25 protein-coding genes and 2 tRNA genes are annotated in these 25,808 nt (G+C 31.7%); 8 read left to right on the top strand and 19 right to left on the bottom strand.

Translation table 11 applies throughout. From position 1 onward, the window contains the following. The first annotated feature begins 61 nt into the window (after positions 1–61). Complete coding sequence (locus tag EU95_RS05270) at positions 62–901, top strand: prephenate/arogenate dehydrogenase (protein ID WP_032521976.1); 840 nt, start codon at positions 62–64, stop codon at positions 899–901. Here EU95_RS05270 and crtD read toward each other — a convergent pair. Next, the gene (gene crtD, locus EU95_RS05275) at positions 891–2,396 is read right to left on the bottom strand and encodes a C-3',4' desaturase CrtD (protein ID WP_032521975.1); all 1,506 of its coding nucleotides are present in this window, start codon (positions 2,394–2,396) and stop codon (positions 891–893) included. The two genes, EU95_RS05270 and crtD, sit on opposite strands and share 11 nt — an antisense overlap. A 4-nt stretch (positions 2,397–2,400) precedes the next feature. Here crtD and EU95_RS05280 point away from each other — a divergent pair, with 4 nt between their 5' ends. Continuing rightward, complete coding sequence (locus EU95_RS05280) at positions 2,401–3,279, top strand: fructosamine kinase family protein (RefSeq protein ID WP_032521974.1); 879 nt, start codon at positions 2,401–2,403, stop codon at positions 3,277–3,279. Positions 3,280–3,286: 7 nt separating this feature from the next. On the opposite strand, the gene EU95_RS05285 is transcribed toward EU95_RS05280, so the two are convergent. Next, positions 3,287–3,652, bottom strand: coding sequence for a CAAD domain-containing protein (locus EU95_RS05285; RefSeq protein WP_011819180.1), 366 nt, complete (start codon positions 3,650–3,652; stop codon positions 3,287–3,289). 293 nt (positions 3,653–3,945) lie between these two features. Between EU95_RS05285 and moeB the strand changes: the two genes are divergently transcribed. Next, entirely contained in the window at positions 3,946–5,091 is a 1,146-nt protein-coding gene (gene moeB / locus EU95_RS05290; protein ID WP_032521973.1) for a molybdopterin-synthase adenylyltransferase MoeB, read from the top strand. Between the two features lie 16 nt (positions 5,092–5,107). Here moeB and EU95_RS05295 read toward each other — a convergent pair whose 3' ends face one another. Further along, a complete protein-coding gene (locus EU95_RS05295) occupies positions 5,108–6,268 on the bottom strand; it encodes a cob(I)yrinic acid a,c-diamide adenosyltransferase (RefSeq protein ID WP_032521971.1) in 1,161 nt (386 codons plus the stop codon). A 108-nt stretch (positions 6,269–6,376) separates the two neighbouring features. Between EU95_RS05295 and larE the strand changes: the two genes are divergently transcribed. Then, positions 6,377–7,201: an ATP-dependent sacrificial sulfur transferase LarE gene (gene larE / locus EU95_RS05300; protein WP_032521970.1), complete on the top strand. Its 825-nt coding sequence runs from the start codon at positions 6,377–6,379 to the stop codon at positions 7,199–7,201. A gap of 8 nt (positions 7,202–7,209) precedes the next feature. Here larE and speD read toward each other — a convergent pair whose 3' ends face one another. Beyond that, the gene (gene speD / locus EU95_RS05305) at positions 7,210–7,644 is read right to left on the bottom strand and encodes an adenosylmethionine decarboxylase (RefSeq protein WP_032521969.1); all 435 of its coding nucleotides are present in this window, start codon (positions 7,642–7,644) and stop codon (positions 7,210–7,212) included. A gap of 51 nt (positions 7,645–7,695) precedes the next feature. Beyond that, a complete protein-coding gene (recF, locus tag EU95_RS05310; RefSeq protein ID WP_072014835.1) occupies positions 7,696–8,787 on the bottom strand; it encodes a DNA replication/repair protein RecF in 1,092 nt (363 codons plus the stop codon). Positions 8,788–8,864: 77 nt separating this feature from the next. Between recF and EU95_RS05315 the strand changes: the two genes are divergently transcribed. Next, positions 8,865–8,938 (top strand) — tRNA-Arg (locus EU95_RS05315). Positions 8,939–8,949: 11 nt separating this feature from the next. On the opposite strand, the gene EU95_RS05320 is transcribed toward EU95_RS05315, so the two are convergent. The 8 genes from EU95_RS05320 to EU95_RS05355 form a co-directional block, all read right to left on the bottom strand. Next, a complete protein-coding gene (locus tag EU95_RS05320; protein WP_032521967.1) occupies positions 8,950–9,396 on the bottom strand; it encodes a hypothetical protein in 447 nt (148 codons plus the stop codon). Between the two features lie 3 nt (positions 9,397–9,399). After that, positions 9,400–12,369, bottom strand: coding sequence for a phosphoenolpyruvate carboxylase (gene ppc, locus EU95_RS05325; RefSeq protein WP_032521965.1), 2,970 nt, complete (start codon positions 12,367–12,369; stop codon positions 9,400–9,402). Between the two features lie 53 nt (positions 12,370–12,422). Further along, a complete protein-coding gene (gene gshA / locus EU95_RS05330; protein ID WP_032521964.1) occupies positions 12,423–13,541 on the bottom strand; it encodes a glutamate--cysteine ligase in 1,119 nt (372 codons plus the stop codon). Further along, positions 13,542–15,062, bottom strand: coding sequence for an anthranilate synthase component I family protein (locus EU95_RS05335; RefSeq protein WP_032521963.1), 1,521 nt, complete (start codon positions 15,060–15,062; stop codon positions 13,542–13,544). A gap of 59 nt (positions 15,063–15,121) precedes the next feature. After that, positions 15,122–15,544 carry a photosystem I reaction center subunit II PsaD gene (locus tag EU95_RS05340; protein ID WP_032521962.1) on the bottom strand — a complete coding sequence of 141 codons (423 nt, stop codon included), beginning with the start codon at positions 15,542–15,544 and terminating at the stop codon, positions 15,122–15,124. Positions 15,545–15,654: 110 nt separating this feature from the next. Beyond that, positions 15,655–17,019 carry a sensor histidine kinase gene (locus EU95_RS05345; protein ID WP_032521961.1) on the bottom strand — a complete coding sequence of 455 codons (1,365 nt, stop codon included), beginning with the start codon at positions 17,017–17,019 and terminating at the stop codon, positions 15,655–15,657. Continuing rightward, a complete protein-coding gene (gene rodA / locus EU95_RS05350) occupies positions 17,019–18,287 on the bottom strand; it encodes a rod shape-determining protein RodA (protein ID WP_032521960.1) in 1,269 nt (422 codons plus the stop codon). Before rodA ends, EU95_RS05345 begins: the two co-directional genes overlap by 1 nt. 3 nt (positions 18,288–18,290) lie before the next feature. Continuing rightward, positions 18,291–19,361 carry an Mrp/NBP35 family ATP-binding protein gene (locus EU95_RS05355; RefSeq protein WP_032521959.1) on the bottom strand — a complete coding sequence of 357 codons (1,071 nt, stop codon included), beginning with the start codon at positions 19,359–19,361 and terminating at the stop codon, positions 18,291–18,293. A gap of 159 nt (positions 19,362–19,520) precedes the next feature. Here EU95_RS05355 and hemF point away from each other — a divergent pair, with 159 nt between their 5' ends. Then, positions 19,521–20,549 (top strand): oxygen-dependent coproporphyrinogen oxidase, encoded by a 1,029-nt coding sequence (hemF, locus tag EU95_RS05360; RefSeq protein ID WP_032521958.1) that lies wholly within the window; start codon positions 19,521–19,523, stop codon positions 20,547–20,549. A gap of 28 nt (positions 20,550–20,577) precedes the next feature. Here hemF and EU95_RS05365 read toward each other — a convergent pair whose 3' ends face one another. Further along, positions 20,578–21,135, bottom strand: coding sequence for a cofactor assembly of complex C subunit B (locus tag EU95_RS05365; protein ID WP_032521957.1), 558 nt, complete (start codon positions 21,133–21,135; stop codon positions 20,578–20,580). Positions 21,136–21,299: 164 nt separating this feature from the next. Here EU95_RS05365 and EU95_RS05370 point away from each other — a divergent pair, with 164 nt between their 5' ends. Then, positions 21,300–21,935, top strand: a complete 636-nt coding sequence (locus tag EU95_RS05370; RefSeq protein WP_032521956.1) for a ribonuclease D — start codon at positions 21,300–21,302, stop codon at positions 21,933–21,935. A gap of 3 nt (positions 21,936–21,938) precedes the next feature. Here the strand turns inward: EU95_RS05370 and EU95_RS05375 are convergent, their stop codons facing one another. Beyond that, positions 21,939–22,205, bottom strand: a complete 267-nt coding sequence (locus EU95_RS05375) for a hypothetical protein (RefSeq protein WP_032521955.1) — start codon at positions 22,203–22,205, stop codon at positions 21,939–21,941. A 35-nt stretch (positions 22,206–22,240) separates the two neighbouring features. Further along, positions 22,241–23,470 (bottom strand): lipid-A-disaccharide synthase-related protein, encoded by a 1,230-nt coding sequence (locus EU95_RS09410; RefSeq protein WP_241466719.1) that lies wholly within the window; start codon positions 23,468–23,470, stop codon positions 22,241–22,243. Between the two features lie 42 nt (positions 23,471–23,512). Here EU95_RS09410 and EU95_RS05380 point away from each other — a divergent pair. Beyond that, positions 23,513–23,583: transfer RNA gene (locus EU95_RS05380), tRNA-Cys, on the top strand. Positions 23,584–23,793: 210 nt separating this feature from the next. Here EU95_RS05380 and EU95_RS09865 read toward each other — a convergent pair. From EU95_RS09865 to purM, 3 genes are all read right to left on the bottom strand, one after another. Further along, on the bottom strand, positions 23,794–23,961 hold the full coding sequence (locus EU95_RS09865) for a hypothetical protein (protein ID WP_193742462.1): 168 nt from the start codon (positions 23,959–23,961) through the stop codon (positions 23,794–23,796). Beyond that, positions 23,948–24,592, bottom strand: a complete 645-nt coding sequence (locus tag EU95_RS05385; RefSeq protein ID WP_032521952.1) for a hypothetical protein — start codon at positions 24,590–24,592, stop codon at positions 23,948–23,950. The genes EU95_RS09865 and EU95_RS05385 overlap by 14 nt, the downstream gene beginning before the upstream one ends. A 132-nt stretch (positions 24,593–24,724) precedes the next feature. After that, positions 24,725–25,768, bottom strand: a complete 1,044-nt coding sequence (purM, locus tag EU95_RS05390) for a phosphoribosylformylglycinamidine cyclo-ligase (RefSeq protein WP_032521950.1) — start codon at positions 25,766–25,768, stop codon at positions 24,725–24,727. Between the last annotated feature and the right edge of the window lie 40 nt (positions 25,769–25,808).

Here is a 25,808-nt window from a genome sequence, read left to right as displayed (position 1 = left end):
TTATGAACCTAATATACAAAAAATTGTTATCAATATAAGAGGGCTTTGAATTTATCAATCTATGAAAATTGGAATAGTAGGATTAGGTTTAATTGGTGGTTCTTTAGGGTTAAAACTCCAAAGTCTAAATCATACAATTTATGGCATAGCAAATAATGAATTAAATGAAAAAAAAGCTAGAGATAAAAAACTTGCAAATTTTGTTAGCTGTGATCTGAGTTTATTAAAAAAATGTGAGCTAATAATTTTGGCATTGCCTATCAAAGATTTGATTACTCCGTCTCAACAATTAGTAGCATCAATACCTTTGGGAACAATATTAACTGATGTAGGCTCTGTTAAAGAACCAATTGTAAAAACATGGGAAAATTTACATCCCCTGTTTATTGGATCTCATCCAATGGCAGGAACAGACAAAAAAGGGGTTGATTCAGGTTTTGAAGGCCTTTTTAAAAATGCAAAATGGATTATTACTCCAACACAAAATAGTGATTTAAATGCATTAAGAACTATTTATGAGCTTATAAAATCAATGGATTGTGAAATTTGCCATTCCTCCCCACAAGAGCATGATGAAGCAGTATCTCTAATTTCTCATTTACCTATATTTTTAGCTTCTGCTCTTATTGAAACTGCGCATACAAAAAATAATCAATCTTTATTAGATCTAACGCAAAAATTGGCTGCTACTGGATTTGCTGACACTACGAGAGTTGGGGGCGGCAATGAGCAACTAGGCTTAGATTTAGCTATTAATAATCAGATTAATATTTTAAATTCCATAAATAATTTTAAAAATAAGCTGAATATAATGGAATCTCTTATTAAAGAAAAAAATTGGGAGTTACTTACTAACAAACTTACTGAAGCAAAAGAAATCAGACAAAAGTTTATAAACTAAAATTTTCTATACCTTTGGAAGCTAAAATTTGCCTTGAAACCATTAATGCAGACTGACTAACACCTGCAGTCCCCTCTCCCGGATAAATAGAATCTCCACATAGCCATAAACCTTCAAAAGGCGTCCTGCTTGATAATCCAAATAAACCAAAAATATCTGGATTTTGACCAAGCCCACCTACTATTCCATTAGGTCTATTTGTCCATTTTTCAAATCCCAATGGAGTTGCTAATTCCCTATGTAGCCAATTGTCAGGATCAATATCAAATTGACTTTCCAATTCAAGCGATATTTTTTTCATGAAACCATTTTTCTTCTTCAGGTAAGTTTGTTTATCTAGTTCAAACCAATCTTTAGTCTTGGTAAAGATACTCGCAATTAAAGTAACCTCACCTTTTGGTGCTCTTCCATCACCATCATCACTAATTGATACAAATAATGAACAAAATTCTTTCGAAACAAATTGATAATGATTGGAGAATGTTTTTTTAATATGTTCTTTTTTTAAAGCTGAATAAAAAACTACAGCTCCACTTGGATCAGGCAAACTATTTATTCGATTTTTATAATTTTTTTTTCTTTTTAAAGGATCTTTCAAATGCTTGAGCAAAGATTGTGGAGGCGCTGTATAAATCACGTCTTTTGCTTGGTAAATAAAAGATTTTTTTTTGGAATTAGCAAATACTTTCCAACACATATTTACTTCGTCAAAAGTTATAGAATTAACTTCTTGTCCAAAAATTAAATTAACTCCAGTTTTAATCAATGAACTTTCTAATGATTCACTTAAAGACTGCATAGATTTTTTAAGATGCCAAAGGCCATGTGGCTGTTGACACATCTGAAGAACAGTAGATCCATATAAGGCTGCAGTATTATAAACATCCTCTTGAGAGTAAAGTTTTAGTTGAAGATTTAAGAATTTTATCAAGCGCTCATTATTGTTTAATCCACATATTCGCAATAAATCAAAAATAGTAGATTTAAGTAAGATACCTGTGACAAGGTTTGAAGGTACTATTGCTTTAAGAAGTTGAGAAAAATCCCAAAAATTACTTATTGGTAATACAGGATTATTATTAGCAAATATCCAATTACTTTCATGTATAAAGGTACAAAGTTTCCAAAATCTTTGACTCCCAGGAAACTGAATTTCTCGTTCAGCAATCCATTTACTTTTTTCATACCAAATAGGAATAGGATTACTACCATCATTTAAGTCAACAATGCAAGCAGGGTCTAAAATTGTGGCTTCTGGGGATGGAATATCTAAAAAATCAAAAATTCTGGCATGTATTCCTCCCTTCTCTAAACCCGCAACCTGAGTTGCGCCAACATCAAAAATATAATTCTTTCTTTTAAAAGTACCTGCACATCCTCCGGCTTGAGTATGAGATTCAATTAAAGTCACTGATAAGCCTTGTTTTGATAAAATCGCTGCAGAAGTTAATCCTGCTATACCTGCCCCTACAACAATAACTTCAGACTTTTTCATTAAAATGCAAAAATTATCTCCTATTGAAATTAACGAAATTTGTGAAGAATTAGGTGAAACCTATCCAAAAAGTATTGAACAAGTTCATGGTGGTGATATTCATAGTGCCTGGCGAATAGAATTCTCAACTAAAAAGTTATTCCTAAAAAGAAATATTAGAAGCAAAAAATTTCTTAAATTTGAAAATTATTGTCTTCAAAATTTGAGAAAATATATTAATCTAGAAAACTTAGTTATTCCTGAAGTTATTGCATATAAAAATATAAAAAATATAGAGATTCTTCTAATTGAATGGATAGATATGCATAATTTTGATCAAAAAAAGCTTGGAAAAGGTTTAGGTGAATTGCACTTAAAATCATCTGAATCTAATCCCAAAATGTTTGGACTACAAATTGAGGGTTTTATCGGAACAACAGATCAGAAGAAAGGATTGCAAGATAATTGGATAGATTGTTTCTTAAACTTAAGGATTATACCTCAATTATTAATTCTTGAATCGACGTTTTTAGATAAAGAAACTATAAATAAAGTTAAAGAAAAAATTAAATCAGAATTACTGAATCATAAACCAATAAATGCTTTAGTTCATGGTGATTTATGGTCAGGAAATGCAGGAATTGACAAAAGCGGAAGGGGGGTTATATTTGACCCTGCATCCTGGTGGGCAGATAATGAAGTAGATATAGCTATGACAAAACTATTTGGAGGTTTTAGAAAAGAGTTCTATGAAGAATATCATAGAATTTTTCCTATAAAAAACGGATTTGAAAAAAGAATTATTATTTATAATTTTTATCACATTTTAAATCACGCCAATATGTTTGGAGGAGGGTACTTAAGACAAGTTAAAGATTACGTACAAGTGATACTTAATATGTAATCTTTAACTAACCTAAATATGTCTTCTTAAGATTTTGTACCTTATCTAAAACAGCTTCACGATTTTCACTGGTGCGAAGATTTTGCCAGCTCCATTGACCGACAACAATTACGCCTAGTAGTTCTAGTAAACCAGGGAGAATTGGGAAAAAGTTTATCGTGTCAATGACAACTTTAATGATTATCTGAGCTATTACGACAACAGCAATTATTCCTGCCGCCTTGCCGTACTTACCCATTTGAGTCCAATCAACATTACCAAGGGTTTCGTTGACTTTTCCCATAACATCAGAGTACTTCTCTGAAAAACTTTTGGTTTCTGAGCTTGTATCGGAGCCGGAGTCTTGGTTTGACTCTGGAGTGTTATCACTCATGAATTCAGTAAACTTAATATATGAACCAGACAGTATCGGAAAAAACGTCTATTGACTACCTTTTTGTTGTGCAAAATTCCGAACCGAAACATTTTGTATTTTTTAGAGGCGTTAGTATGAAGGGTTTCTGAAGATATTTAAACTTATAATTGATTTATAAAAACTTCACATTATTATCTAGTTCTAACAAAAACATTAATAAATCTCAGTAATAAGAAAAATTTAAAAAGCTAAAATTTTTATTTTAATTATTATGTTTTCATAGCTATGTTCGCAAAAATTAAAGTATTGAAATGCCCAAAGATATCAAATTAAATTTCTTAAACTCTGATGAGGAAGAGAGATATCAAAAACATTTCACCCTTAAAGAAATAGGTTATGAGGGTCAACTAAATCTTAAAAACAGCTCAGTATTATGTATCGGAGCAGGTGGGCTTGGGTCTTCCGTTTTGCTTTATTTAGCTGCAGCAGGAATTGGGAGAATTGGCATAGTTGATAACGATAAAGTTGAAAAGTCTAATCTTCAGAGACAGATAATTCATGAAACAAATACTATTGGCAATCTTAAAATTGATTCTGCCAGAGAAAGAATTAAAAAATTCAATCCTAATTGTGAAGTATTAACCTTTTCAGAAAGAATTAATCCTAAAAACGCTCTTGAATTAATAAAGAAGTTCGATGTTATTTGTGATTGCTCGGATAACTTTGGCACAAGATATTTAATAAATGATTCATGCCTGATTTTAAATAAACCCTTAGTCTTTGGAAGTGTACAAGGCTTTGAAGGGCAAGTTAGTGTATTCAATTTATGTAAAAATAGTCCAAATTTAAGAGACTTATTTCCAGAATCACCTTCAAACAATGCTGTCCCTAGTTGTGCAGAATACGGGGTTGTGGGTGTTTCAACGGGTTTAATAGGAATTCTTCAGGTTAATGAAATTATTAAAATCATTTTGAAAAAAGGTGAAATTTTAGATGGGAAGATTTTGATTTTTGATCTATTGAATATGAATATGAAAAAATTACATCTAAAAGGTGATCAGTTGAATAAACGAATAAAAAATCTGATACGGTTTGAGGAATTTTACGATAGCAATGAAAATTGTGAGGATAATAATGAAATCAAAAGAATTAATGCTAATGATTTTAATAGCTTATATAAATCAAAACCCAACAAAATACTTTTAATTGATGTTAGAGAAAATGAAGAGTTTTCTAATTCTGCAATAGAGGGTTCAATATCAATTCCTCTTAGTCATTTGAATAATGAGTCTGACTTAAAATATATCCAAAAAGAAAGTTTAATTAAAGAGGTTTTCACTATATGTCAATCGGGGAAACGTTCGGTAAAAGCCTCAAAAATATTGTCTAAATTCAAAATTCAATCAAGATCAATTGAGGGCGGCATTGAAATGGTAAAAGAAATATTAAGCGACTAATATTTTTGAAAAATATTTAGTAATCTACACCTCTTTTTAAGTCAACTCCAACATTTGCATAATGCTTGTGACAAACCATTTCAGAGTAAACATCAGCAAGTTCAAAGTAAGAAGGTTCATTTTTACATCTCCCAGTAATAACAACTTCTGTTTCTGATGGTTTTCTTAAAAGCGTTTGATGTATTGATTCCACAGGTAAAAGCTCTAAATCAACTGTTGGATTCAATTCATCTAAAATAATAGTCTTATATAAACCACTCAAAATAGCAGCTTTAGCTATTTCCCATGCTCTCTCAGCCTCAACGTAATCAATTGGTTGTTGCTGACCTCTCCATACGATGGCATCTCTGCCAGAGCGCAAATGATCTACTAAATGTGGGTAACTCTCTCTCAAAGCTTCTATAGCAGCATCTTCGGTATAACCATTGCCACCTTTTAGCCACTGTAATATTAAAACTCTATGACTTTTATCTTGAGATATTCCTTTGCCGATAGCTTGAAGAGCCTTACCAAGTGCACTTGTTGATTTACCCTTTCCTTCACCAGTATAAATCTCAATTCCACCACTAGAACTACTTTGTGTGGTTTGTGCTGACAATTCTCCTTTCAAACGTGGTCTCATTTCTGAATGAAGTTGAGATATTCTTACCAAAGAGGAAGGGGCTGCCCTCCCAGTAATAATTATTTCTAATCCATCTGGACGATTTTGAAGAGAATCAACTACTTCATTGATATCAAGCATTCCTAAATCAAGAACTGGGTTTAACTCATCTAGTACAACAACGGAATAAAGAGAGCTAGCAATTGCTCCTTTAGCAATATTCCAACCTCTCTCAGCCTCACCAACATCAAACTTTGTTACTTGATCAGCATTAAAGAATTCAGATCTGCCTGTCCTAACATGGTCAATTAAATGTGGAAAGCCTCTTTGCAAAGCCTCTATAGCTGAGTCCTCGTCATATGACCTCTCAGGGCCTTTTAAAAATCTTAGAAGTAAGACTCTTGACTGTCTTTTTTCGCATATTCCTAATCCTATTGTCCTGAGAACTACTCCCAAAGCAGCCTGACTTTTTCCCTTACCCTCTCCATCATAAATATGTAATTGACCTTTTGATCTTTCTTGACTGTCACTTGCTGTGACAATTCCAATTCCTCTATTTCTACTCTTATTCGCCAATTGAACAAAATTAATAAATTTAATCTAATATATAAATAAGAATATTATTAAAGATTTAATAATAAATTCAACCTATTCATATGTAATTTAAATTTTAAAGTAATTAACATGTTCAATCAACTAGAAATTCTCTCTGATGAACAAAGTGAAAAGCTTTATACAATTAGAAGGTACATTAAGAATCTTGAAAGTGTTTGTATTGCTTATTCCGGAGGAGTTGACAGTACACTCGTAGCATCATTGGCATTCGAGCAATTAGGTGCCAAAGCAATTGCAATAACTGGTATTTCTCCTGCTTTAGCCAATACTCTTAGAGAAGAAGCAAAAAGTCAAGCAAAATGGATTGGAGTAAAACACTTAGAAATTAAAACATCAGAATTAGACCACCCAAGTTATAGTGAAAATCCCAAGGATAGATGCTTTGCATGCAAAAAAGAGCTTCACAAACATACAACCTACCTTTCTAAAAAATTGAATTACAAGATTGTTTTAGATGGAGTAAATCTTGATGATCTTAAAGATTATAGACCAGGTATACAAGCCTCAAAACAAGCAGGAGTTATCTCTCCCCTTGCAAAATTTAAATTCTCAAAACAAGATATTAGGGACATATCAAGAGCATTAGGTTTTCCTTGGTGGGATAAACCTGCTCAACCTTGTTTATCATCAAGATTTCCTTATGGGCATGAAATAACTAGTGAGAGGCTAAAAATGGTTGAAAAAGCAGAAGAATACCTTAAAGAAGGTGGATTATCGGAGGTTAGAGTGCGATGCCAAGGCTCAACCGCAAGAATAGAAATTCCCCAAGATGAAATAAGGCACTTTTTTAACAACTATAAGTTTAATGAATTAGTTCAGTATTTTTCGAAATTAGGATTTAATTGCACAAGCTTAGATCTTGAAGGACTGATAAGCGGAAAATTAAATAGATAAATATTGAATTAAACAGCTGTTCTGATCTGTTTAGGTACTGCTGAGGGTGGATTTCGCTCAATTACACGCAAAGAATGTTCTTTAGCCATCAAAGATTCAATTAAATATTGACTAGCTAATTCAGGCATCATATTTTGACCACATGTAAATATATCGACTGCAGAATAATTAGATTCAGGCCAAGTATGTATTGAAATATGAGATTCTGCCAGTAATGCAATTGCCGTAACCCCCTGAGGCTCAAATTTATTACTTATCAAATTCAGCACTGTTGCATTTGCCAATTTAGAAGCTCTGTTTAAAATACAACGCAAAAAGGATTCGTCATTTAATTTTTCGCAATTACATCTATAAAGTTCCAACAAAAGGTGTTTACTCTGATGACTTAATTTTTGTTCATCACTGAACGAACTTAATATTTGACTTTTTTTTTGGATTTTCATTCAAGCAATTTATATAAATTTAAGATTAGCTAAAATAACGCAATTTTGAAATCATAAGTGAATCATTTGTGAAGAGCCCAAGAAAGACCGATTAAATTTATCTATATGTGTCGCACTTATCAAACATTGACTATCTTTACCAACAGAATTCAATAACAAATTTTGCCTGGTTAAATCTAATTCCGCCAAGACATCATCTAATATAAGTATTGGAGGGACGTTTAGTGTTTTGGTTAATAAATCTAGTTCAGCCATCTTTAAAGCCAGGATAAAAGTCCTTTGCTGTCCTGATGAACCATATTTTCTAACTGAAACATTATTGATTAGAAACTCAACATCATCACGATGAGGGCCAAAATTACATTTACCAGTCAATGCTTCTACTGAACGCTGATTTAAGAGTTGTTCTGCTATTTTTTTACTAATAACTTCTTCTTCTTCTTCTTCTGGACTTATATTTTGTATCCCTGAAAGATAATTTATTTCTATTTGCTCTTTAGATTTACTTAAGTGATTATGCCAATATTCAACATATGGTTTTATTTTTAATAGAGCCCTCCTTCTACGCCTAAAAATTCTTGTACTTATTATTGACATTTGAATATCAAAGCTTTCAACAATATCTGAGGATTGCGTTTTTAAGAAACTTTCAGAACGCCAAAAATGACTTCTTTGCTTTAAAAGTCTGTTAAATTTACTTATTAAGTCTAAATATACTGGTTCAAGCTGAGATACGACTTTATCAATCCATAGTCTTCGATAACTTGGTTCACTTCTAACAATATCTATATCATTAGAGCAGAAACATACACTTCGAATATAATTCTTTATTTCACTCTGTTTTTTCAAGATTGATTCATTGACGTAAATTCTTTTAGGGCCTTTTCGGAACAAATTTAACTTTAAATCGTCTTCAAAGTTAATCTGTCCTATGACTACAGCCATATCACTGTCTTTCTCTATTAAATCTTTATCGCTTAATGCTCTATTAGACTTTAATTGACTTAAAAATTCAACCGATTCAAGTAAATTTGACTTACCAATACCGTTACAGCCAAGAACAATAGCTCTTCGCTCTTTTAAATCAATTTCAAAACTTTTATGGTTCCGAAAATTTTTAATTTTTAATTTATTTAAAAAAATTTTTTTTGTGCATTCATTAATTAAATTAGCTAAGTTTAAAATATTTAGATTTTCTTTAAAGAAATTGAAAAATTAAAGGGCATGTAGCTCAGTTGGATAGAGCATCAGATTCCGGTTCTGAGAGTCGGGGGTTCGAATCCCTCCATGCTCGTAACATTATTTTTAAAGTTTATATCCCATTACTCTTATTCCATTTGGATCAAGTATGAATCCATTTTCCTCTAAACTTAAAAACGAAGATATTGGAGCCTGTACAGAAATACTGCATCCAGGCATTTCTCTATTAATTTTTTCGAGAGTTACTTGAAGCAATATTGAATAATAAAGTTGCTGATTATTACCTGGCAATGCACTTAAATTCCACAAGTTAGCATTCAATCCCTTATCGGACGTAACCCTTACAAAGCCATATAATTTATTTTTTAATTCACTCTGTATGGTAAAAAAGAAATTACTTTTCTGAATAGCCTCAGAAAGAGGTTTTATTGGAAATGTCTCACAGCCACAAGTCGCTAAAAGTCTATTAACTTCTCTAGCTAATGGGATTTGAGAAGAGTTAACAAAATAACCTTCTGGAAGAACAAGTTTTTTTTTAGAAAAATATTGCAATTATCAACCTGTATTTCTCATACCAGCTGCTATCCCATTAATAGTTAAAAGTGCCCCCCTCAAAAGTTCACTTCTACTATAAGCTCTTCTAGATTCATCTTTATCAATAATAAATTCGCTTATGGGGGGTTGTCTTGTTTGGTCTCTTAGTCTTCTTAAAAGTGAAACCTGCAAAAACCCTAATGGGATAATTGTCTTATTTCTCAAGCTTACTGATGATTTCAAGTCTCTATCAGATTCGAGGAGCTTATTTTTACCAGTAATTTGAAGTATTAAAGATTTTGTAAGATTATATTCTTTGGAAATTACTTCAAAAATATCATCAAAAGAATCTTTATTTTCTTTGCTTCCAAGAGTATCAACATAATATCTAGCAACTTCCAAATCCACTTTGGATAATGTCATTTCAACCTTAGATATAAGCATCCTAAAGAATGGCCATCTTTGATTCAGAACTCTTAATAACTCAATTTGTTCTGGATCTGAATTTAATTCAGATGACAAAGCAGTACCTACTCCAAACCAACTTGGCAAAAGAAATCTACTTTGCGTCCAACCAAATACCCATGGAATAGCTCTTAAACTTGACAAATCTTTTGCACCTTTTTTTCTTCTAGCAGGCCTACTAGATATTTGTAATTTACTTATTTCTTCTATTGGAGTGACCTCTTGAAAGAAATTTAATAAATCAGGATTCTCATGCACTAATTTTCTGTAGTGAGACCTTGATGTTTCTGCCAGCCTAGACATTAATTTATTCCATTCTGGAGTAGCATCAAGTCTATTATTCACCAAACTATTTTGAATCACCGCTGTAGTGACAGTTTCAAGATTATACAAAGCCAGTTCAGGAAGACTATATTTAGAAGCTAAAACTTCGCCTTGTTCTGTTATTTTTATTCGCCCTTTTAAAGTACCGCTCGGTTGAGCCAATATTGCCTGATAGGCTGGACCTCCTCCTCTCCCTACAGAACCGCCTCTGCCATGAAAAAGTCTTAGCAATATGTTATTTCTACTTGAAAGATTTTGAAGAGCTATTTGAGCTCTATGAATTTCCCAATTACTAGAAACAAACCCCGAATCTTTGTTGCTATCAGAATATCCAAGCATTAATTCTTGAAGAGGTTTAAAAGATTCTCCCACTTTTGGCAATAATGATCTATAGAAGTCTAATTTAAACAACTTTTCCATTACTTCTGGTGCTCTTTTAAGGTCTTCTACAGTTTCAAAAAGAGGAACAACTAATAAGTTTGACTTTTGTGAATTTTGGTCAAGAAGCCCCATTTCTTTTGCCAGTAAGAGCACTTCAAGTAAATCAGATGCACTATGACTCATTGAAATTACATAAGAATGACAAATGCGGCTTCCAAATTCTTGCTGTAATCTCTTAACCATCTTAAAAACTGAAAAAGTTTCTTCAGTAGTTTTTGTCCAGTTAACATCAGATGGAATAAGAGGCCTTTTTGTATTTAATTCGTCTATGAGCCATTGAATTTTCTCTTCCTCAGACATTTGGTCATATTGCACAGATAAATCAAGATAATTTGTAAGCTCTTGTATAGCGTCACTATGCCTTGTACTCTCTTGACGAATATCTAAACTTGCCAAAGAAAATCCAAAAATATGAACCTGAGTAAGTAAGGTGTTTACAGACTCGCACGTTAAATCTGTACTGATCAGGCTATTTTTAATTAATTCGAGATCATAAGTAAATTCGTTGACTGACTTGTAATGTAAGTTTTCAACTTTATCTAGATTTTTGTTATCAATTTCTCCCTCTAAGTCGAATTTCCAACCATTATTAGCTAATAAATTATTTCTTTCTTGTGTCAACCTTAATTTTTCTAAAATATAACTTAATTTCAATCTGTAAGGCTCTGATCTATACCTTGTAGCCCTTGCCTCATAGATTTCTGGGAACTTAACCCTGTCCGTTTCGAGTGACTCCAATAGAGAAGAACTAACTTGACTCCATTGCATCGAGACACTTAATTGATCTCTAAGATTAGATGTCGCAATAATATATCTTTCCAACATCAACTGCCTTTGATAGCAAGCTGTTCTCCATGTTATCTCAGGAGTAACCGATGGATTACCGTCCCTATCGGAGCCTACCCAAGAACCAAAATTACAGAAAGATTCAGAGGGCAACTGAACATCTGGATAATTTTCGGTTAGCGCTTCACTGATCCTGCCCCTCAATTGAGGCATCGCATTAAATAAAACTTGCTGAAAATAATGCAAGGCATAATCCACTTCGTCTAGAACTGATGGTTTAAATTGATGCAATTCATCTGTTCTCCACCAAAGTCTTACTTCCTCTTTTAATTGGGTTTTTAGAGAATTTTTTTCTTCTTTTGTTAGAAATTGCTCAATCTGTATTTTTTTTAATAAATTTGCTACTCTTGTTTGCTTATGTCTAATCGTATGTCTCACTATCTCAGTAGGATGTGCGGTAAAAACTAAACGGATATCCATTTCCTGCAATAACTCTTCTAATTTACCTGGTGGTACATTTAATTTCCTCAGCCTGTAAAATAATTCTCTAAAAGTTACTGGAGCATTTTGCCTAGCCAATGCTGGAGCAAATGGATCAAGATTATCGGGCGATTTTTGAACATCCTTATTGGTAAAGCTCTGAATATATCTATCTTCTTCAACTCTTTGTTCCAAAATATTCACAAGTTGAAAATACAATGAAAACGCCCTTGCGGCTGCAATAGATTCTGCTAAATCCATTGAATTTACAATATCAACTATTTCATTTTTAAAAGTTTTTGAAATATCACCATCAATTTGTTTTGAATAACTTAATTCTTTAAGCTGTATCAATCTCTCTGCTTGATCATCTGGGCATTCTTCTCTGAGTACAGATTCCCAAAGATCTTCTATTAAAAGACGATTTTTATCAAGTGGATCATTGTTACTTATCAGATCCACGTTTTTATTTTTTACCTGTCTAAAAGATTCCATATAATCATTATGTCACAAGTAAAAATGTTCAGATCAAATGTTTGTTTAAATAATTAAACATTCCCGCCTTCACTCCTAATCATATCTTCGATAGAAATTTTCATTATTTGCTCAATAGAAAGACCTTTTTCATATTGATTTATCCATTTCATAGATTGATTGCCTTCTTCAAGGACTTTATAAATAGGATTCAAAAGATGTTTCATACCAAAATTTTCTGCTGTGTATGACAAATCTGATAATAAATTATGAATCCACTCTCTACAAATAACTTTTTTGCCATCCTGCCAGTGAATTAATTCTGAATTCAAACTTTCTTTAGCAGCATTAATTTCATTTTGATCACATATTTCGGGTAATTTATCAATAGAAAAATAACTGGCATTCAAAGGATCTAAAGTATTTATATTTTCAAAAAGATTTAAAATCCTTAGTTCTATCATGGCCGTTATCCCTAAAAGCAAGTTAACATCATAAATAAAATCACAAATTCTTAATTCCAACCGATCAACAATTAAAGGTCTTTGAGGACCATTAGGTCGTATTGAAGACCAAAAATGCCGGATATTTTGCATATTTTTATTAGCTATATTTTCCTCGATCCATTCGATATAAGAATTATGATTTACAAAAAAAGGCACCTTTCTTGGTGTTTTAGGAAATTGTATCCATCTCTGAGAATGATTCTCCGTAATTTTATTATTTAAAAAAGGTGAGCTAGCGCTTAGTGATAGATATATAGCAGCTTCAGATCTTATAAGTCTTATAGCCGCAAAAAGCTTATCTAAATCATCTATTCCTACGTTTATATGGACACTTGAAGTTGCAATTGAGGTTCCATAATTATCTTGTATAAATTGATGATAAACATTGTCAATATCAGATCTTTGAAATTGAATATCGTGTTTAAAACAAAGAGTAGATGAAGGAATGATTGTTAACTCTTTTTTGTTTAGCCATCTTCTTAACTTTTTTCTTGGAGTTATTAATTTCTTGTATAAAAAATCGTAGTCTTTTTCAGGTGTTGTTATGTATTCAACGTTTCTATTATCTGGCTCTTTTACAAAATCAGGGAATTGTTTCTCAATTTCAGCCGAAACCCCAATATGAGATTTTAAAGAACCAGTGAAAAGTTCAACCTCAAAACCCTTAAAAAGATGATTGTGACTCATTTACTTATCTAAACAGGCTAATGCTTTGAGTATCCCCTTTGCTTTATTTATCGTCTCTTGATATTCATTTTCAGGAGAGGAATCAGCAACTATTCCAGCACCTGCTTGCACTGAAACATCATATTTACCATCTTTAGAAGGTTTTACTATCATAGTTCTTATTGTAATCGCCGTATTTAAAGAACCATTGATATCAATTGATCCGTAAACACCAGCATAAGGCCCTCTAGCATCTTTTTCAAAGTGATGAATCAATTGCATCGCTCTTATTTTTGGCGCACCAGTAACTGTTCCAGCGGGGAAAGACGCTTTTAGCAAATCCCATACATCAGCATTGTTTCTTAAAATTCCCTCCACTTCACTAACTATATGCATAACATGTGAATATTTCTCTATAACCATTAAGTCCTTAACCTCAACAGTACCAATTTCACATACTCTTCCTAGATCATTTCTACCGAGATCAATAAGCATTACATGCTCAGCTATCTCTTTTGGATCTTTTAACAAATCCTTTTCTAATTCTAGGTCTTGTCGTTTATCAATACCTCTAGGTCTTGTACCTGCTATAGGCCTTAAGCTTGCAACAATCCGGTTATTTTTATTTTTTTCAGCTTTAACCATTACTTCAGGACTAGAACCTATCAAATACCATGAACCAAAATTAAAAAATGACATGTAGGGAGAGGGATTGACCATCCTCAAACTTCTATATAAATTAAATGGATCATTATTGACTTTAGTTTGGAATTTCTGACTTAAAACTATTTGGAAAATATCTCCTTTTCTTATGTATTCTTTTGCAGAAAGAACTGCATCTTCAAAATCTTTTTTTTTCCAATTACTCTCAAGATCTAAATTCATATTCTCGTTTTCATTCCAATCTAAAAACTCATTTTCTTTTAGAGGAACTCTCATCAAATTTCGAGTTTTCTGAATTTTAGAAATTGAATTTAAATATAACTCTTCAATAGAGAACTCTTTTGAAGAAGTTGTATCTGCATAAACCACTGCAGTTATACATCTTTTAATTTGATCAAAAACAACTAACTGATCGAAAAACATCCAGGAACCATAAGGGATATTATTTTCTGGTGTCTCATTTATTGGAACGCTTGGTTCTATTCGATTTATTAATTCATAACCCCAAGAGCCATACAATTGTCCAACTGATGGTAAGTCATCAAGAATGATTGATTTATATTCCTTTGTCCAATTTTTTAAAATATCAAAAGGATCGCCTTTATATATTTCAGTTTTTCCACTGTTCCAAGTTTTCACTATTTCTTCTCCTTTACACACTGCTTCCCAGAGAGGTTTAGTAGCAACTATGCTCCATCTACCCAAACTTTCCCCACCTTCTACTGACTCAAGGAAAACACCATGTGAATTTTTTTCGGATAATTTTATCCAAGTTGATAATGGAGTCTCTAAATCTGCAGGCCAAGTTTGAGTAATAGGTATAAAATTTTTACCTTCTTGGTAAGCCTTTAAAAAACTATCTTTCTGAGAGCCGATCATACTTATAATGTCAACCCAAATTATAAATATATTTTTCTTTTATATCAACTTTAAAGAAATTAATCAAAAGTATTTTTTGTTGTAAATTTCAACCCAGCTGGATTAGGATTCTCGCCTATTCTTCTTGGGTTATGTCCTACTTTTTCTCTGCCCTCGTTAACTTTCTCAGGGAAGACGCCATCTTTAGGATGTAAAAATTCAATATCTCCACCTGGGAAAATTCTATAAATTTTAAAGTCTTCAATTCTTGGCTTAAAAGATCGTAATTGCGTCCCTAGTGCAAGGCATTGTTCTTTTCTTGCAAAGTACATTAAATTATCACCTTCATGCATAATAGCGGCACCACCTGTAGGTAATTCAAATGCTTGTTCTTTCGTACTTTTCCATACAATTGCATATTTTTCTTCGGTTTCTGCTGAGTTTAATAAACCCCCAGTACTTCCTATATGCTTTGGAAATTGACCAACTAAAGTTTCAGTCATCCTAGATTTTGAGTTATTTATAATAAGAAATTAGCATTCATATTTTACAAAATTCAAATTAATAGGAAAGTTTCTACATTATTTAATAAATGTAAAATTTCTTTCTCATTTTAATTTGAATCTGAAATCGGAAAAAATACTGTCAAACCCGTATCACGCCTTTGTGTGACATGTCCTCCTAAACTCGCTAACAACTTTTGAGTAGCATTCTGACTTAGTTGAAGGCTACCAGTTTGAGGATTCCAATTTAAAACGGGTCCTAGATCAGAACCTTTCTCTCTTTTTTGAATTTCTTTATTATTACTATCTAATTTTTGCACTTTTAGTTGAAGTTTCAGTTTTTGACCAGCCGGTCTTAATTCTAAAATTAATGTACTACCTTCTTTTAAGCCTCTAGTATTTTTATCAATTAATCCACTTAACATTAATTCTAATTTTTCAGAATCGCTCAAAATTTGTGGGAGTTGATTTGGAATATCAATTTTTAAAAAAATCCCACGTCGATTTAATTGTTTATTCCATAAAGGAGCAAGCTTTTTAAAAATTTCAGCTAAATTGATTTTTGCCAAATTATTTTGTGTTGGAACTTCATTGCTCACTAATTCTGCTGCATTAAAGATTAAACCAAACCTATCAATTTGTTCATTACATTCATTATCAATTTGCATTAAACGATTTTTCATTGATTCGTCCATCTTATATTTTTTTAAAGTAGAACTTATAAGGGTTCTTATTGTTGCCAATGGTGTTCTTACTTCATGAGATATTGCACGTAATAGTTTTGCTTCAGTTATTTGTACATTTTTTTGATCATTTTTAAAAGAATTTTTAATATTATGATTTGGCGCAATATTTGCTAATTTTGCCGACAACATTGGCCAAAATAATTTTTCAAATTGAATATTAATATTAAGGTTACCTAAATTATTAATCGCATTACGAAATTTTACTCCTTCATCATAATTTTCTTGATTTAATTTTGCATGCATTAATTCAATTGAAAGTTTTAGGCTTTCTTCATCACACTTTATTAATAGAATTTTCTTATCTTTTTCTCCTACAATTGATAAAATGCATTGAAAATTTGGTGTGATTATCATAAGAAAAGGTTCATAACCATCTTCTTGACTAAGATTTAAGACTTTATAATTACTAACTAAATCTAAATCTTTTTTTATCTTGTCTGAATTATTAACTGGTAAAAAACCTGCATTCTCATTTTGAAAGTATGGAAACCCCTCAGGAGACCAAAGCCATCCATGAAGTTGATTTAAAAATTTTTTATCATTAAATGCTGGCAAAGGCGAAGCAACCCAAACTCCCCCATATTTAAAATTCTTAGAAAGGAAATCTTTTTGAATTACTTCTAAAGAAGCCCACCACATTCTTCTAGATGTATCATCATCCACATAGATAGTTTGAACTCCTTCCATCAAAAGGTCTTGAATTTTTTTTATGGTAATTTGTGATTTCATCAACTTCTGAGTGATCTAGAGCGTTTCAATATAGATAAAACAAATCCAATAGATATAAAATTAGTCACCAATGACGTTCGACCATAGCTCATAAAAGGAAGCGGAATTCCAGTTACTGGTCCTAATCCAATAGTCATAAATAAGTTAATAATTATTTGGAATAAAAAAGTTGAAGCTATTCCAATTACAATTAGAGATTCAAAATTTGTCCTAGCAATTGTTGCAGTATTAATAAGTTTTTGAATCAAAAAAAAGAACAAAAATAAAACTATTATGCACCCCACAAAACCCAATTCTTCTCCTAAAGCACTAAATATAAAATCAGTATGTTGTTCTGGTATAAATTGCAAATTAGTGAGCTTACCTCGAAGCAAGCCAGTCCCAAATAATCCTCCAGAGCCAATTGCAATTTGACTCTGTATCAAATGATATCCCCCACCTAATGGATCTCTATTTGGATCTAAAAATAAAACTAATCTATCTTTTTGATATTCTTTTAAACCATATTGCCACAAAATTGGTGTCAATTTTGCCACTAATAAATGGAACGAAATAGCGAGAGCAGAAAAAATAATTTTCTTTTTCGAAGATCTATAAGCAAGATATCCTATAAATGGAATCCAGAAAATAAGAAGAGTTGGTAAGGATAAATATAATATTGAAGTGAGAATACAAAACACTAATATCAATATCCACTCTATGGCCATTTGCGACCAATAGAGCATCACACCTGTCAAAACAAGTAAAACTAAAGAGGTGCCTAAGTCCGGTTGAAAAAAAATTAGAACCCAAGGAATAACTACTACTAATAAGGGCAATACTAAATCTCTTATTGTTGAAATTATTTTTTTATCAAGTACTAAAGCAAGAGTTAATACAGTACTTAGTTTAGCTACTTCTGAAGGCTGAAAAGAAAAGATACCCAAGTTTAGCCATCTTTGAGCACCAGAAACTGAGATTCCAAAAAAATAAACTAGTAATAAGGACATTAAAGTACACAAATAAAATGGGCCCAAATATTTTCTAATTCTCTCTAACGGTATAAAAGAAATAAAAAATGCTAAAAAATAACCTAAAAAACCAGTAAGGATATGATCTAAGTAATTTGACGTAATTAAATTTTCCTGAATACTTTTTATTAATAAACCCGAAATAATAACTAAAAACAGAGGAATTAAAAGTAGTGGAGAAAATAAAAAACTTCTATTAAGTTTGTCTTTTTTTGATAAAAATCCTCTCTTATTTAATAAAGAAAAACTCCTAAACATCAATTATCTAACAACAAATTGATTCTTAATTAATTGAGCTAAGTTACCAAATGCAATAGAACTTTCTTTATTAGGCTGACTTATTGAGATTGGTACACCTTTATTACTTTCATCAACGAGAGGGATTTCAATAGGAATTTGTGCTAATAATGGTAAATCATTTTCTTGAGCTAATGTTTGTCCACCCCCCTTTCCAAAAATTTCATATTTTTTACTTGGCATATCCGGCGGAATAAATACTGACATATTTTCTACAATTCCCAGTAAAGGCACTCCGAGTTGTTGAAACATTGCTAATCCCCTCCTCGCATCTTGCAAAGATACTTGTTGAGGAGTAGTAACAACGATTGCTCCAGAAATAGGCACAGATTGAGAAAGGGATATTTGAGCATCTCCTGTTCCAGGAGGCAAGTCAATAACCAAAAAGTCAAGATTGTTCCATTCAACTTGATAAAGAAATTGACGAATAATACTATTAAGCATTGGTCCTCTCCATATAACTGGCTGACCTTCTTCAATGAGGAAACCCATTGACACTAATGAAATTCCATATTTGTTTATTGGTATTAATCTTTGATCATTACCACCACCTTCTGTAACCTTTGGATTCTGTTCGGCGACTCCCATCATTGAGGGAGTATTAGGTCCATAGATATCCGCATCCAGTAAACCAGTTTTCAAGCCTAATTTAGCCAAAGAACAAGCAAGATTTACTGCGATAGTACTTTTTCCAACTCCACCTTTACCACTGCTCACAGCGATGATATGCCGAATCCCATCAATCTTCTGCAAATCTGGAGTATTACTTTGATTTTGAGATTCTGTTTTGGGAGGATTATTATCTATTTCTATTTGAACATCATCAATATCTTCAAAATCCAGTAGTACTTTTCTAACCTCTTGTACAATTCTATCTCTCTGTGAATTTGCAAATGATGGTAATGATAATGTTACGATTACTCTCGGTATAGTTACTCTTACGTTTTTAATCCAAGCTAATTCAATTACATTTTTCTTTGATCCAGCATCTAGAACCTTTTGTAAAGCAAAATTCGCATCTTCTATTGTGGTCATTAAATTTTTAAATATTTTGACAAGGTAGTCGACTGTTTAAAAGATTAAGAACTATGTCGAACTATCAAATAATAGGCAATAAGGTTCCCCTAAGAGAAATTATAAAGGGAAACTTATAATTAACCAAAAAAATTTTTTTCTTCAAGATTTACTAAATACATGTTGAAAGAACCTCCTAAAAACTCGAGAGAAAAAACTAAAAATCTCTTATTAACTCTACAAAACAAAATTTGTTCAGGGCTTGAAAATGTAGATGGCAAAGGGACGTTTACAGAAGAATCCTGGATAAGAGACGAAGGTGGCGGTGGAAGATCAAGAGTATTGAAAAATGGTTCTATTTTTGAGCAAGCAGGAGTAAACTTCTCGGAAGTACATGGAAAAGAATTACCTCAATCTATAATCTCTCAAAGGCCCGAAGCAAAAGGTCATGAATGGTTTGCCACGGGAACATCTATGGTATTGCACCCTAAGAATCCCTATATTCCTACCGTTCATCTGAATTATCGATATTTCGAAGCTGGTCCTGTTTGGTGGTTTGGGGGAGGTGCAGACTTAACCCCTTTTTATCCTTATCTTTCTGATGTAAAGAATTTTCATAACGAGCATAAAAAAGCTTGTGAGAAAATTGATCAAGATTTGCATAAAGTTTTCAAACCTTGGTGTGATGAATATTTCTTCTTGAAGCATAGAAATGAATCTAGAGGCATAGGAGGTATTTTTTATGATTATCAAGATGGTTCAGGCAATATTTATAGGGGAAATAATCAAAATGGAGAGGCATCAAAAGCTTCACAAAATGTTGGCAGATCTAATTTAAATTGGGATAATTTATTTTCTTTAGCGGAAAACTGTGGGCAGGCATTCCTCCCTTCATATTTGCCCATTATTGAAAAAAGAGCTTCTCAAAAATATTCATCGAAGGAAAGAGAATTCCAGCTATATAGAAGAGGTAGATATGTCGAATTCAATTTAGTTTGGGATAGAGGGACGATTTTTGGACTTCAAACAAATGGCAGAACTGAATCTATATTGATGTCCTTGCCGCCTTTAGCAAGATGGGAATATGGATATAAAGCTAAAAAGGGTTCACGAGAGGAATTTCTCACATCAATTTTTACAAAACCCCAAGATTGGTTAAACGATAAACAGTTAGAGAAATTCTGTATAGACAATGATATTTTTGATTAAAAATTATCGAACAAAATTTTAAAGTATCTTAAATAGGTGTTTTAAATAAAGAACCGTCACTTTTTAATTGAAGTTTTTCTCCAAGTTCATTTTCTAAAGAGATTAATTCATCCCTATGCGCTCTTAGTCTCATGAAAGTTGAATCATTTTCATTTTCATTGATCAACCTTAATTCAAATTTCTCCTCCCTTGCCGATTTTTTAAAATAAACAATTCCAGACAAAGGGCCACCAATTAATCCCAAAAAAATAGGCCACCAACCTAAATCAGGATATATTTGAATAATTACTAATCCCAAAGCGCAAGAACCAAAACCGCCAAGAAATCCTAAAAAAATTGCTAAAAATTTACTAGAAACAACTTGACCTTTAAATATTAAAATTTTTTGTTCAAAATCTCCTCCTGTTTGCTTCCATCCCCTCAAATTAAGCCATTCACATAAACCATTTAAAACCTTAACTGGTTTCTGAGAAGATGAAATCTCAACGATTGTTGTTCTATCTTTACTGGAAGCCCTAAGAAAAAAAAATAATCCTATGGCCAAAAGAATTGTCAGTAATAATGTTGAATTTAAGGAATAGGACATTAAATAAATTTTTTCTATTAATTCGAGAATAAAAATTAAAGTTACATCATATTATAAATTTTTAGAATTATTCTGTAAAATATTTCCATTAGATAAAAATTCTTAATTAAATAAAATCTTAATTAATATTCTAAATCTTAAATTACTTTAAAAACTTATTAAAAATGACTATTGAAAATACTAATATTGATCTTCTTTATAGCGATTTAACAGCAGATTTATACAATCTTTATAAAAAATCATCCTACCTAGCTATTGACACTGAAGCAATGGGTTTGATTCATGGAAGAGATAGACTCTGTCTAGTACAAATATGCAATGAATTTAAAAGAACATCCTGTATAAAAATCGAACTTAATACATCTTCTTCACCATATTTAAAAGCACTTCTTGAAGATGACAAAATTACTAAAATATTTCACTATGCGAGATTTGATGTAGCAGCTCTAAAATGCAATCTTGAAATTAATACAAAAAATATTTTTTGTACAAAAATTGCTAGTAAGTTGGCAAGAACTTATACAAATAAGCACGGTTTAAAGGATTTAATTAATGAACTGTTAGGTGTAGAACTGGACAAAAGCTCGCAAAGTAGTGACTGGGGTAGCAATGAAGATTTAACAAAAGATCAATTAGATTATGCAGCAAATGATGTTAGATATTTAATTGAGGCTATGCACAAATTAAAAGTTATCTTAGAAAGAGAGAGTAGACTCGAATTAGCTCAAAAATGTTTCGAAACAGTTTCTGTACATGCTGATTTAGACATACTAAAATTCTCAAATATATTTGAACATTAAGAATTAATCATCAGTTAAAAAATTATCTTCACCATCAAGAGTTTTCATAAGCTTATCAAGTATTTTTGAGGAACTAAATTTATCTCCATCATTTTTTTCGCAAATTTTTAAGACATTTTGAGCAACTTGTATTTTTTCTTGAATAGTTTTCGAGCCTTCTTTTGCAATTTGAATTTCTACTTTCTTTTTAGCAGAAGATAAGCTTATACTCATAAGTTTTGCAATTTCTGCACAAATTTTTAGATATTGCCGATCATTTATTGGATACATAAAAGAATTAATAATTAATAAGCTAGTACCATTTACTAAGATAACAAATGGAGGTTTATAGCATCTACGATTTTCTTACTCGCTCCGGATTCACCCATTCTTTTTTTTCCAATTTTTGCTTGTTCTAACCTATCAACTTTGCGTTTCAAAAGAAAACTTAAACGTTTTAAAAGAATTTTTTTGTTCTTGCAAACTAAAACACTACCTCCCAATAACCTTGATTGCCTTTTTGCAAATGATTTTGTAAATTGTGGTCCAGGTCCCGGAAGAGAAAGAGATGGAATCCCAAGGCCAGCTATTTGCTCTGTAGCAGTTCCTGCATTAGACAAGCCAACTTCTGCCATATTGGCCCATGAATTGAATTTACCTTTTCCGATCACTACATATTGATTTTTCTTTTTCCATACTGAATCTTCATCAATTAGAAATTTAACCTTACTTTGTTTTATAAAACCATGTTTATTTAAAAAACTTTGAATTTGAATCATATTTGCATTAATACTCAAGGGCAAAAGTATTAGCAGATCCTTTGATAAATGAAAATCTTGCAGACATTTAAGAAAATTATCAAGATTTTTAAAAGCTTCAGGGTATCTACTTCCAACTAATAAAATAATCCTTTTAAAAGAAATAATATTTGACACCTTCTTGTTTGTTGCATTAACAAAATCCATCATTGGATTACCTAGGTATTTTGCATCAATATTTTTTCTATTTAAATTATTAGCTGTAATTTTATCTCTCATAATTATATTTTTACATCTTGGAGATTTCATTAAAAACATTTCCCATGGATCCCATTCGGAACCTTTCAACTTATGATAAAAATCGCTTAAATCACACCCTGGACCACTACTCCAAGTATGATCACTTTTAGGAGTTCCAATGAAACTAAATTCACATTCTGAACTCCAAGCGTAAAGTAATGGCAAGAAATCGCCTACTGCGATAATTTTGCAGTTATGTTTTGACTTCTGTTTTACAAGTAGAAAATTTCTTAAATTATAGATTAAAAATCCTGCAAATAAATCAAGAACAAATCCCTTCAGACTTTGATTACTAAAACCTCCGCTAGGCAGCTCTTTTAAATATCCTATTTTACTAAAATTCCTTGATTTTATAGAGTTAAATAAATCTCCATTTCCTACTAACGGCAAAACTTCAATATTTTTATTTTTTATTTTTTTTAGTAATCTTTTTATGATTTCCCTTGCTATTACATCTTCTCCATGACCATTGCATATAAATAATAGAGAATGAGACACCTTACTGTTAAGATCATAAGAAGACTCAATCGAATCTTTTTCGGCGGCATGGCCAAGTGGTAAGGCAGAGGATTGCAAATCCTTTATCCCCAGTTCGAATCTGGGTGCCGCCTTATTTAATTTTTTTACAAATTTAATTATGAAGTTTTCGAAGAACTTCAATTTCAAATAATGGGTATAAAGTTTCAATTACTTATTGATACACAGAAAAATAATCTTTTCTTTATTACTGATAAATAATACCCTATATCTATTAATAAATAAAATTTAATGGATCTATTAATTATTTTCATCAGATTATTTATATATAAGTTTGAATTATTTTAGTAATCATTATCTGCTACACACATTCCTAAACATCTAACACCATTAGATGCAGTTCTTTCGCAATGCTTACATAAAATGGGATCTTTATCTGAAGAATGGTTAATTTTTGAATTATTTTCGTCTTTAAAACTTATTAACTCTTGTGTTGAATCAAATAGAGTCATTCTTGGAAGCATCGCTCGATTCGATACTAACAACAAGTGAAGCATTTGTGTTGGAAGAGGGTATGTCCATAATTTTTACAGTTTCTTTAGGTTCATCAATAACTTGATTTTCTTCAGTACTCTCATCAACTGCGCAAGCTTCAAGAGCCTCTCGAAGTAGTGAGTCAAAGGTTGCTCCTGGCAATCTATGTCTAGCAACCTCAAGAAAAGTTCTCGGCAACGATTCAGATGCAGCATCTCGTAAAGCAGGATTATTCTTTCTATGTTCTTGCTCTTCTTCTATTGATTTAATAAACCTCAGTGTGACATCTCTTTTGGTAGAGGCTTTTATCAGTGTATCGTTTTCAGGATTAGTAACATTAGGTTCATTTTCAAGATCACTAAGTCTTTTTTCCAAACTATTTAAAACTTCATTTGCTTCTTTACTTATATGAGCTAATTGACCGTCGGACAAATTAGGTAAATCAGCAACAAAAACTTTCCCATGATCCCTTAGTGTTAAGAAAGTTGGTCTTGGGCCTTGAGCCTGCCTACCAATTGATTCAGAATTTGCACCTATTGGTCTTTTTGGAGGTGTAGGGCCAGCTGAACTACGTCTACGTGTAATTCTTTGATTATTTGCAAAGGGCATTGAATAAAGGTTAAATCTTAATACTTAAACTTCCGATATAATTCGGCGGTAATCTTATTATATTACACCTAACTTTTTCATTTGGGTATAAAAAATAATTTTTTAAAACTCATTTTAAAAAGATAAAAAAATTTAGGTTAAAATTTCTGGCAAAAATTTACTAATTGTTGAATCATTTTTTCGAACTATCTTTCCAATTTCCCAACTATCTATGCCATGATATTTACAGATATTTAATATCGCGTCCTTAAATTGTTTATCAATAATTAGACAAAATCCCACACCAAGATTGAAAGTATTCCAAAAATCTTTTTCAGGAATTGATCCTTTATCTTTAAGGAATTTAAATAAAATAGGTATTTCCCAAGAACTCGTATTTATATAAGGGATAAAATCAGAAGACATACATCTTGGTAAATTTTCTGGAATTCCTCCTCCAGTAATATGAGACATTGCTTTGATTTCTATATTTTCAGATAACATTTGGTTGATGACATTATTGTAAATTTTTGTAGGTTTCAATAACTCATCATAAAAATTTAAGTGAGAAACTTTTTCAAATTCTTTATCTATTTGATTATTGTTTTGAATAATTTTTCTGATTAAACTAAAGCCGTTACTGTGAACTCCATTACTTTTTAAAGCAATTATTAAGTCATTTTCAGATACTTTTTTACCATTAATAAGCTTATCCTCATCAACTATTCCAACACAAAATCCTGCAAGATCATACTTATTTTTTGAATAAAATCCTGGCATTTCAGCAGTTTCTCCGCCAAGTAATGAACAGTTATTTTCTCGGCAGCCATATGAAATTCCCTGAACAACCCTCAATAATTGTTTCTTATCAAGTTTGCCAGTTGCAATATAATCCAAAAAAAATAAAGGTTTTGCACCACTAGTAATGATATCGTTAATACACATAGCAACTAAATCGATACCAACCTCAAAGTGAAAATTTTTACTTTGGGCTAATTCTAATTTTGTTCCAACACCATCAGTTCCTGAAACAAGAACTGGTTTTTTAAAACTATCGATGGGAATTCTAAATAAACCTCCGAACCCACCAATACCCTCAATCACATTCGATGTATGAGTTCCTTCAACTGCCTGTTTAATTTCGGAAACAAATTCTCTCCCAGCCTCTATATCAACACCCGATGTTTTGTAATCCATGAAATAAAAATGATAGACTTTCCTATATAGATATTCCTCC

The sequence above is a fragment of the Prochlorococcus marinus str. MIT 9201 genome, from assembly GCF_000759955.1.
In the GTDB taxonomy this organism is placed as follows: domain Bacteria; phylum Cyanobacteriota; class Cyanobacteriia; order PCC-6307; family Cyanobiaceae; genus Prochlorococcus_A; species Prochlorococcus_A marinus_G.
This window is presented reverse-complemented; position numbering and strand designations above follow the sequence as displayed.

Excerpts from the sequence above, each read along its gene's own strand:
- EU95_RS05270 (WP_032521976.1), top strand. The coding sequence starts at position 62 with ATGAAAATTGGAATAGTAGGATTAGGTTTAATTGGTGGTTCTTTAGGG.
- crtD (WP_032521975.1), bottom strand. The coding sequence starts at position 2,396 with ATGAAAAAGTCTGAAGTTATTGTTGTAGGGGCAGGTATAGCAGGATTA.
- EU95_RS05280 (WP_032521974.1), top strand. The coding sequence starts at position 2,401 with ATGCAAAAATTATCTCCTATTGAAATTAACGAAATTTGTGAAGAATTA.
- EU95_RS05285 (WP_011819180.1), bottom strand. The coding sequence starts at position 3,652 with ATGAGTGATAACACTCCAGAGTCAAACCAAGACTCCGGCTCCGATACA.
- moeB (WP_032521973.1), top strand. The coding sequence starts at position 3,946 with ATGCCCAAAGATATCAAATTAAATTTCTTAAACTCTGATGAGGAAGAG.
- larE (WP_032521970.1), top strand. The coding sequence starts at position 6,377 with ATGTTCAATCAACTAGAAATTCTCTCTGATGAACAAAGTGAAAAGCTT.
- speD (WP_032521969.1), bottom strand. The coding sequence starts at position 7,644 with ATGAAAATCCAAAAAAAAAGTCAAATATTAAGTTCGTTCAGTGATGAA.
- ppc (WP_032521965.1), bottom strand. The coding sequence starts at position 12,369 with ATGGAATCTTTTAGACAGGTAAAAAATAAAAACGTGGATCTGATAAGT.
- gshA (WP_032521964.1), bottom strand. The coding sequence starts at position 13,541 with ATGAGTCACAATCATCTTTTTAAGGGTTTTGAGGTTGAACTTTTCACT.
- EU95_RS05335 (WP_032521963.1), bottom strand. The coding sequence starts at position 15,062 with ATGATCGGCTCTCAGAAAGATAGTTTTTTAAAGGCTTACCAAGAAGGT.
- EU95_RS05340 (WP_032521962.1), bottom strand. The coding sequence starts at position 15,544 with ATGACTGAAACTTTAGTTGGTCAATTTCCAAAGCATATAGGAAGTACT.
- EU95_RS05345 (WP_032521961.1), bottom strand. The coding sequence starts at position 17,019 with ATGAAATCACAAATTACCATAAAAAAAATTCAAGACCTTTTGATGGAA.
- rodA (WP_032521960.1), bottom strand. The coding sequence starts at position 18,287 with ATGTTTAGGAGTTTTTCTTTATTAAATAAGAGAGGATTTTTATCAAAA.
- EU95_RS05355 (WP_032521959.1), bottom strand. The coding sequence starts at position 19,361 with ATGACCACAATAGAAGATGCGAATTTTGCTTTACAAAAGGTTCTAGAT.
- hemF (WP_032521958.1), top strand. The coding sequence starts at position 19,521 with ATGTTGAAAGAACCTCCTAAAAACTCGAGAGAAAAAACTAAAAATCTC.
- EU95_RS05365 (WP_032521957.1), bottom strand. The coding sequence starts at position 21,135 with ATGTCCTATTCCTTAAATTCAACATTATTACTGACAATTCTTTTGGCC.
- EU95_RS05370 (WP_032521956.1), top strand. The coding sequence starts at position 21,300 with ATGACTATTGAAAATACTAATATTGATCTTCTTTATAGCGATTTAACA.
- EU95_RS05375 (WP_032521955.1), bottom strand. The coding sequence starts at position 22,205 with ATGTATCCAATAAATGATCGGCAATATCTAAAAATTTGTGCAGAAATT.
- EU95_RS09865 (WP_193742462.1), bottom strand. The coding sequence starts at position 23,961 with ATGACTCTATTTGATTCAACACAAGAGTTAATAAGTTTTAAAGACGAA.
- EU95_RS05385 (WP_032521952.1), bottom strand. The coding sequence starts at position 24,592 with ATGCCCTTTGCAAATAATCAAAGAATTACACGTAGACGTAGTTCAGCT.
- purM (WP_032521950.1), bottom strand. The coding sequence starts at position 25,768 with ATGGATTACAAAACATCGGGTGTTGATATAGAGGCTGGGAGAGAATTT.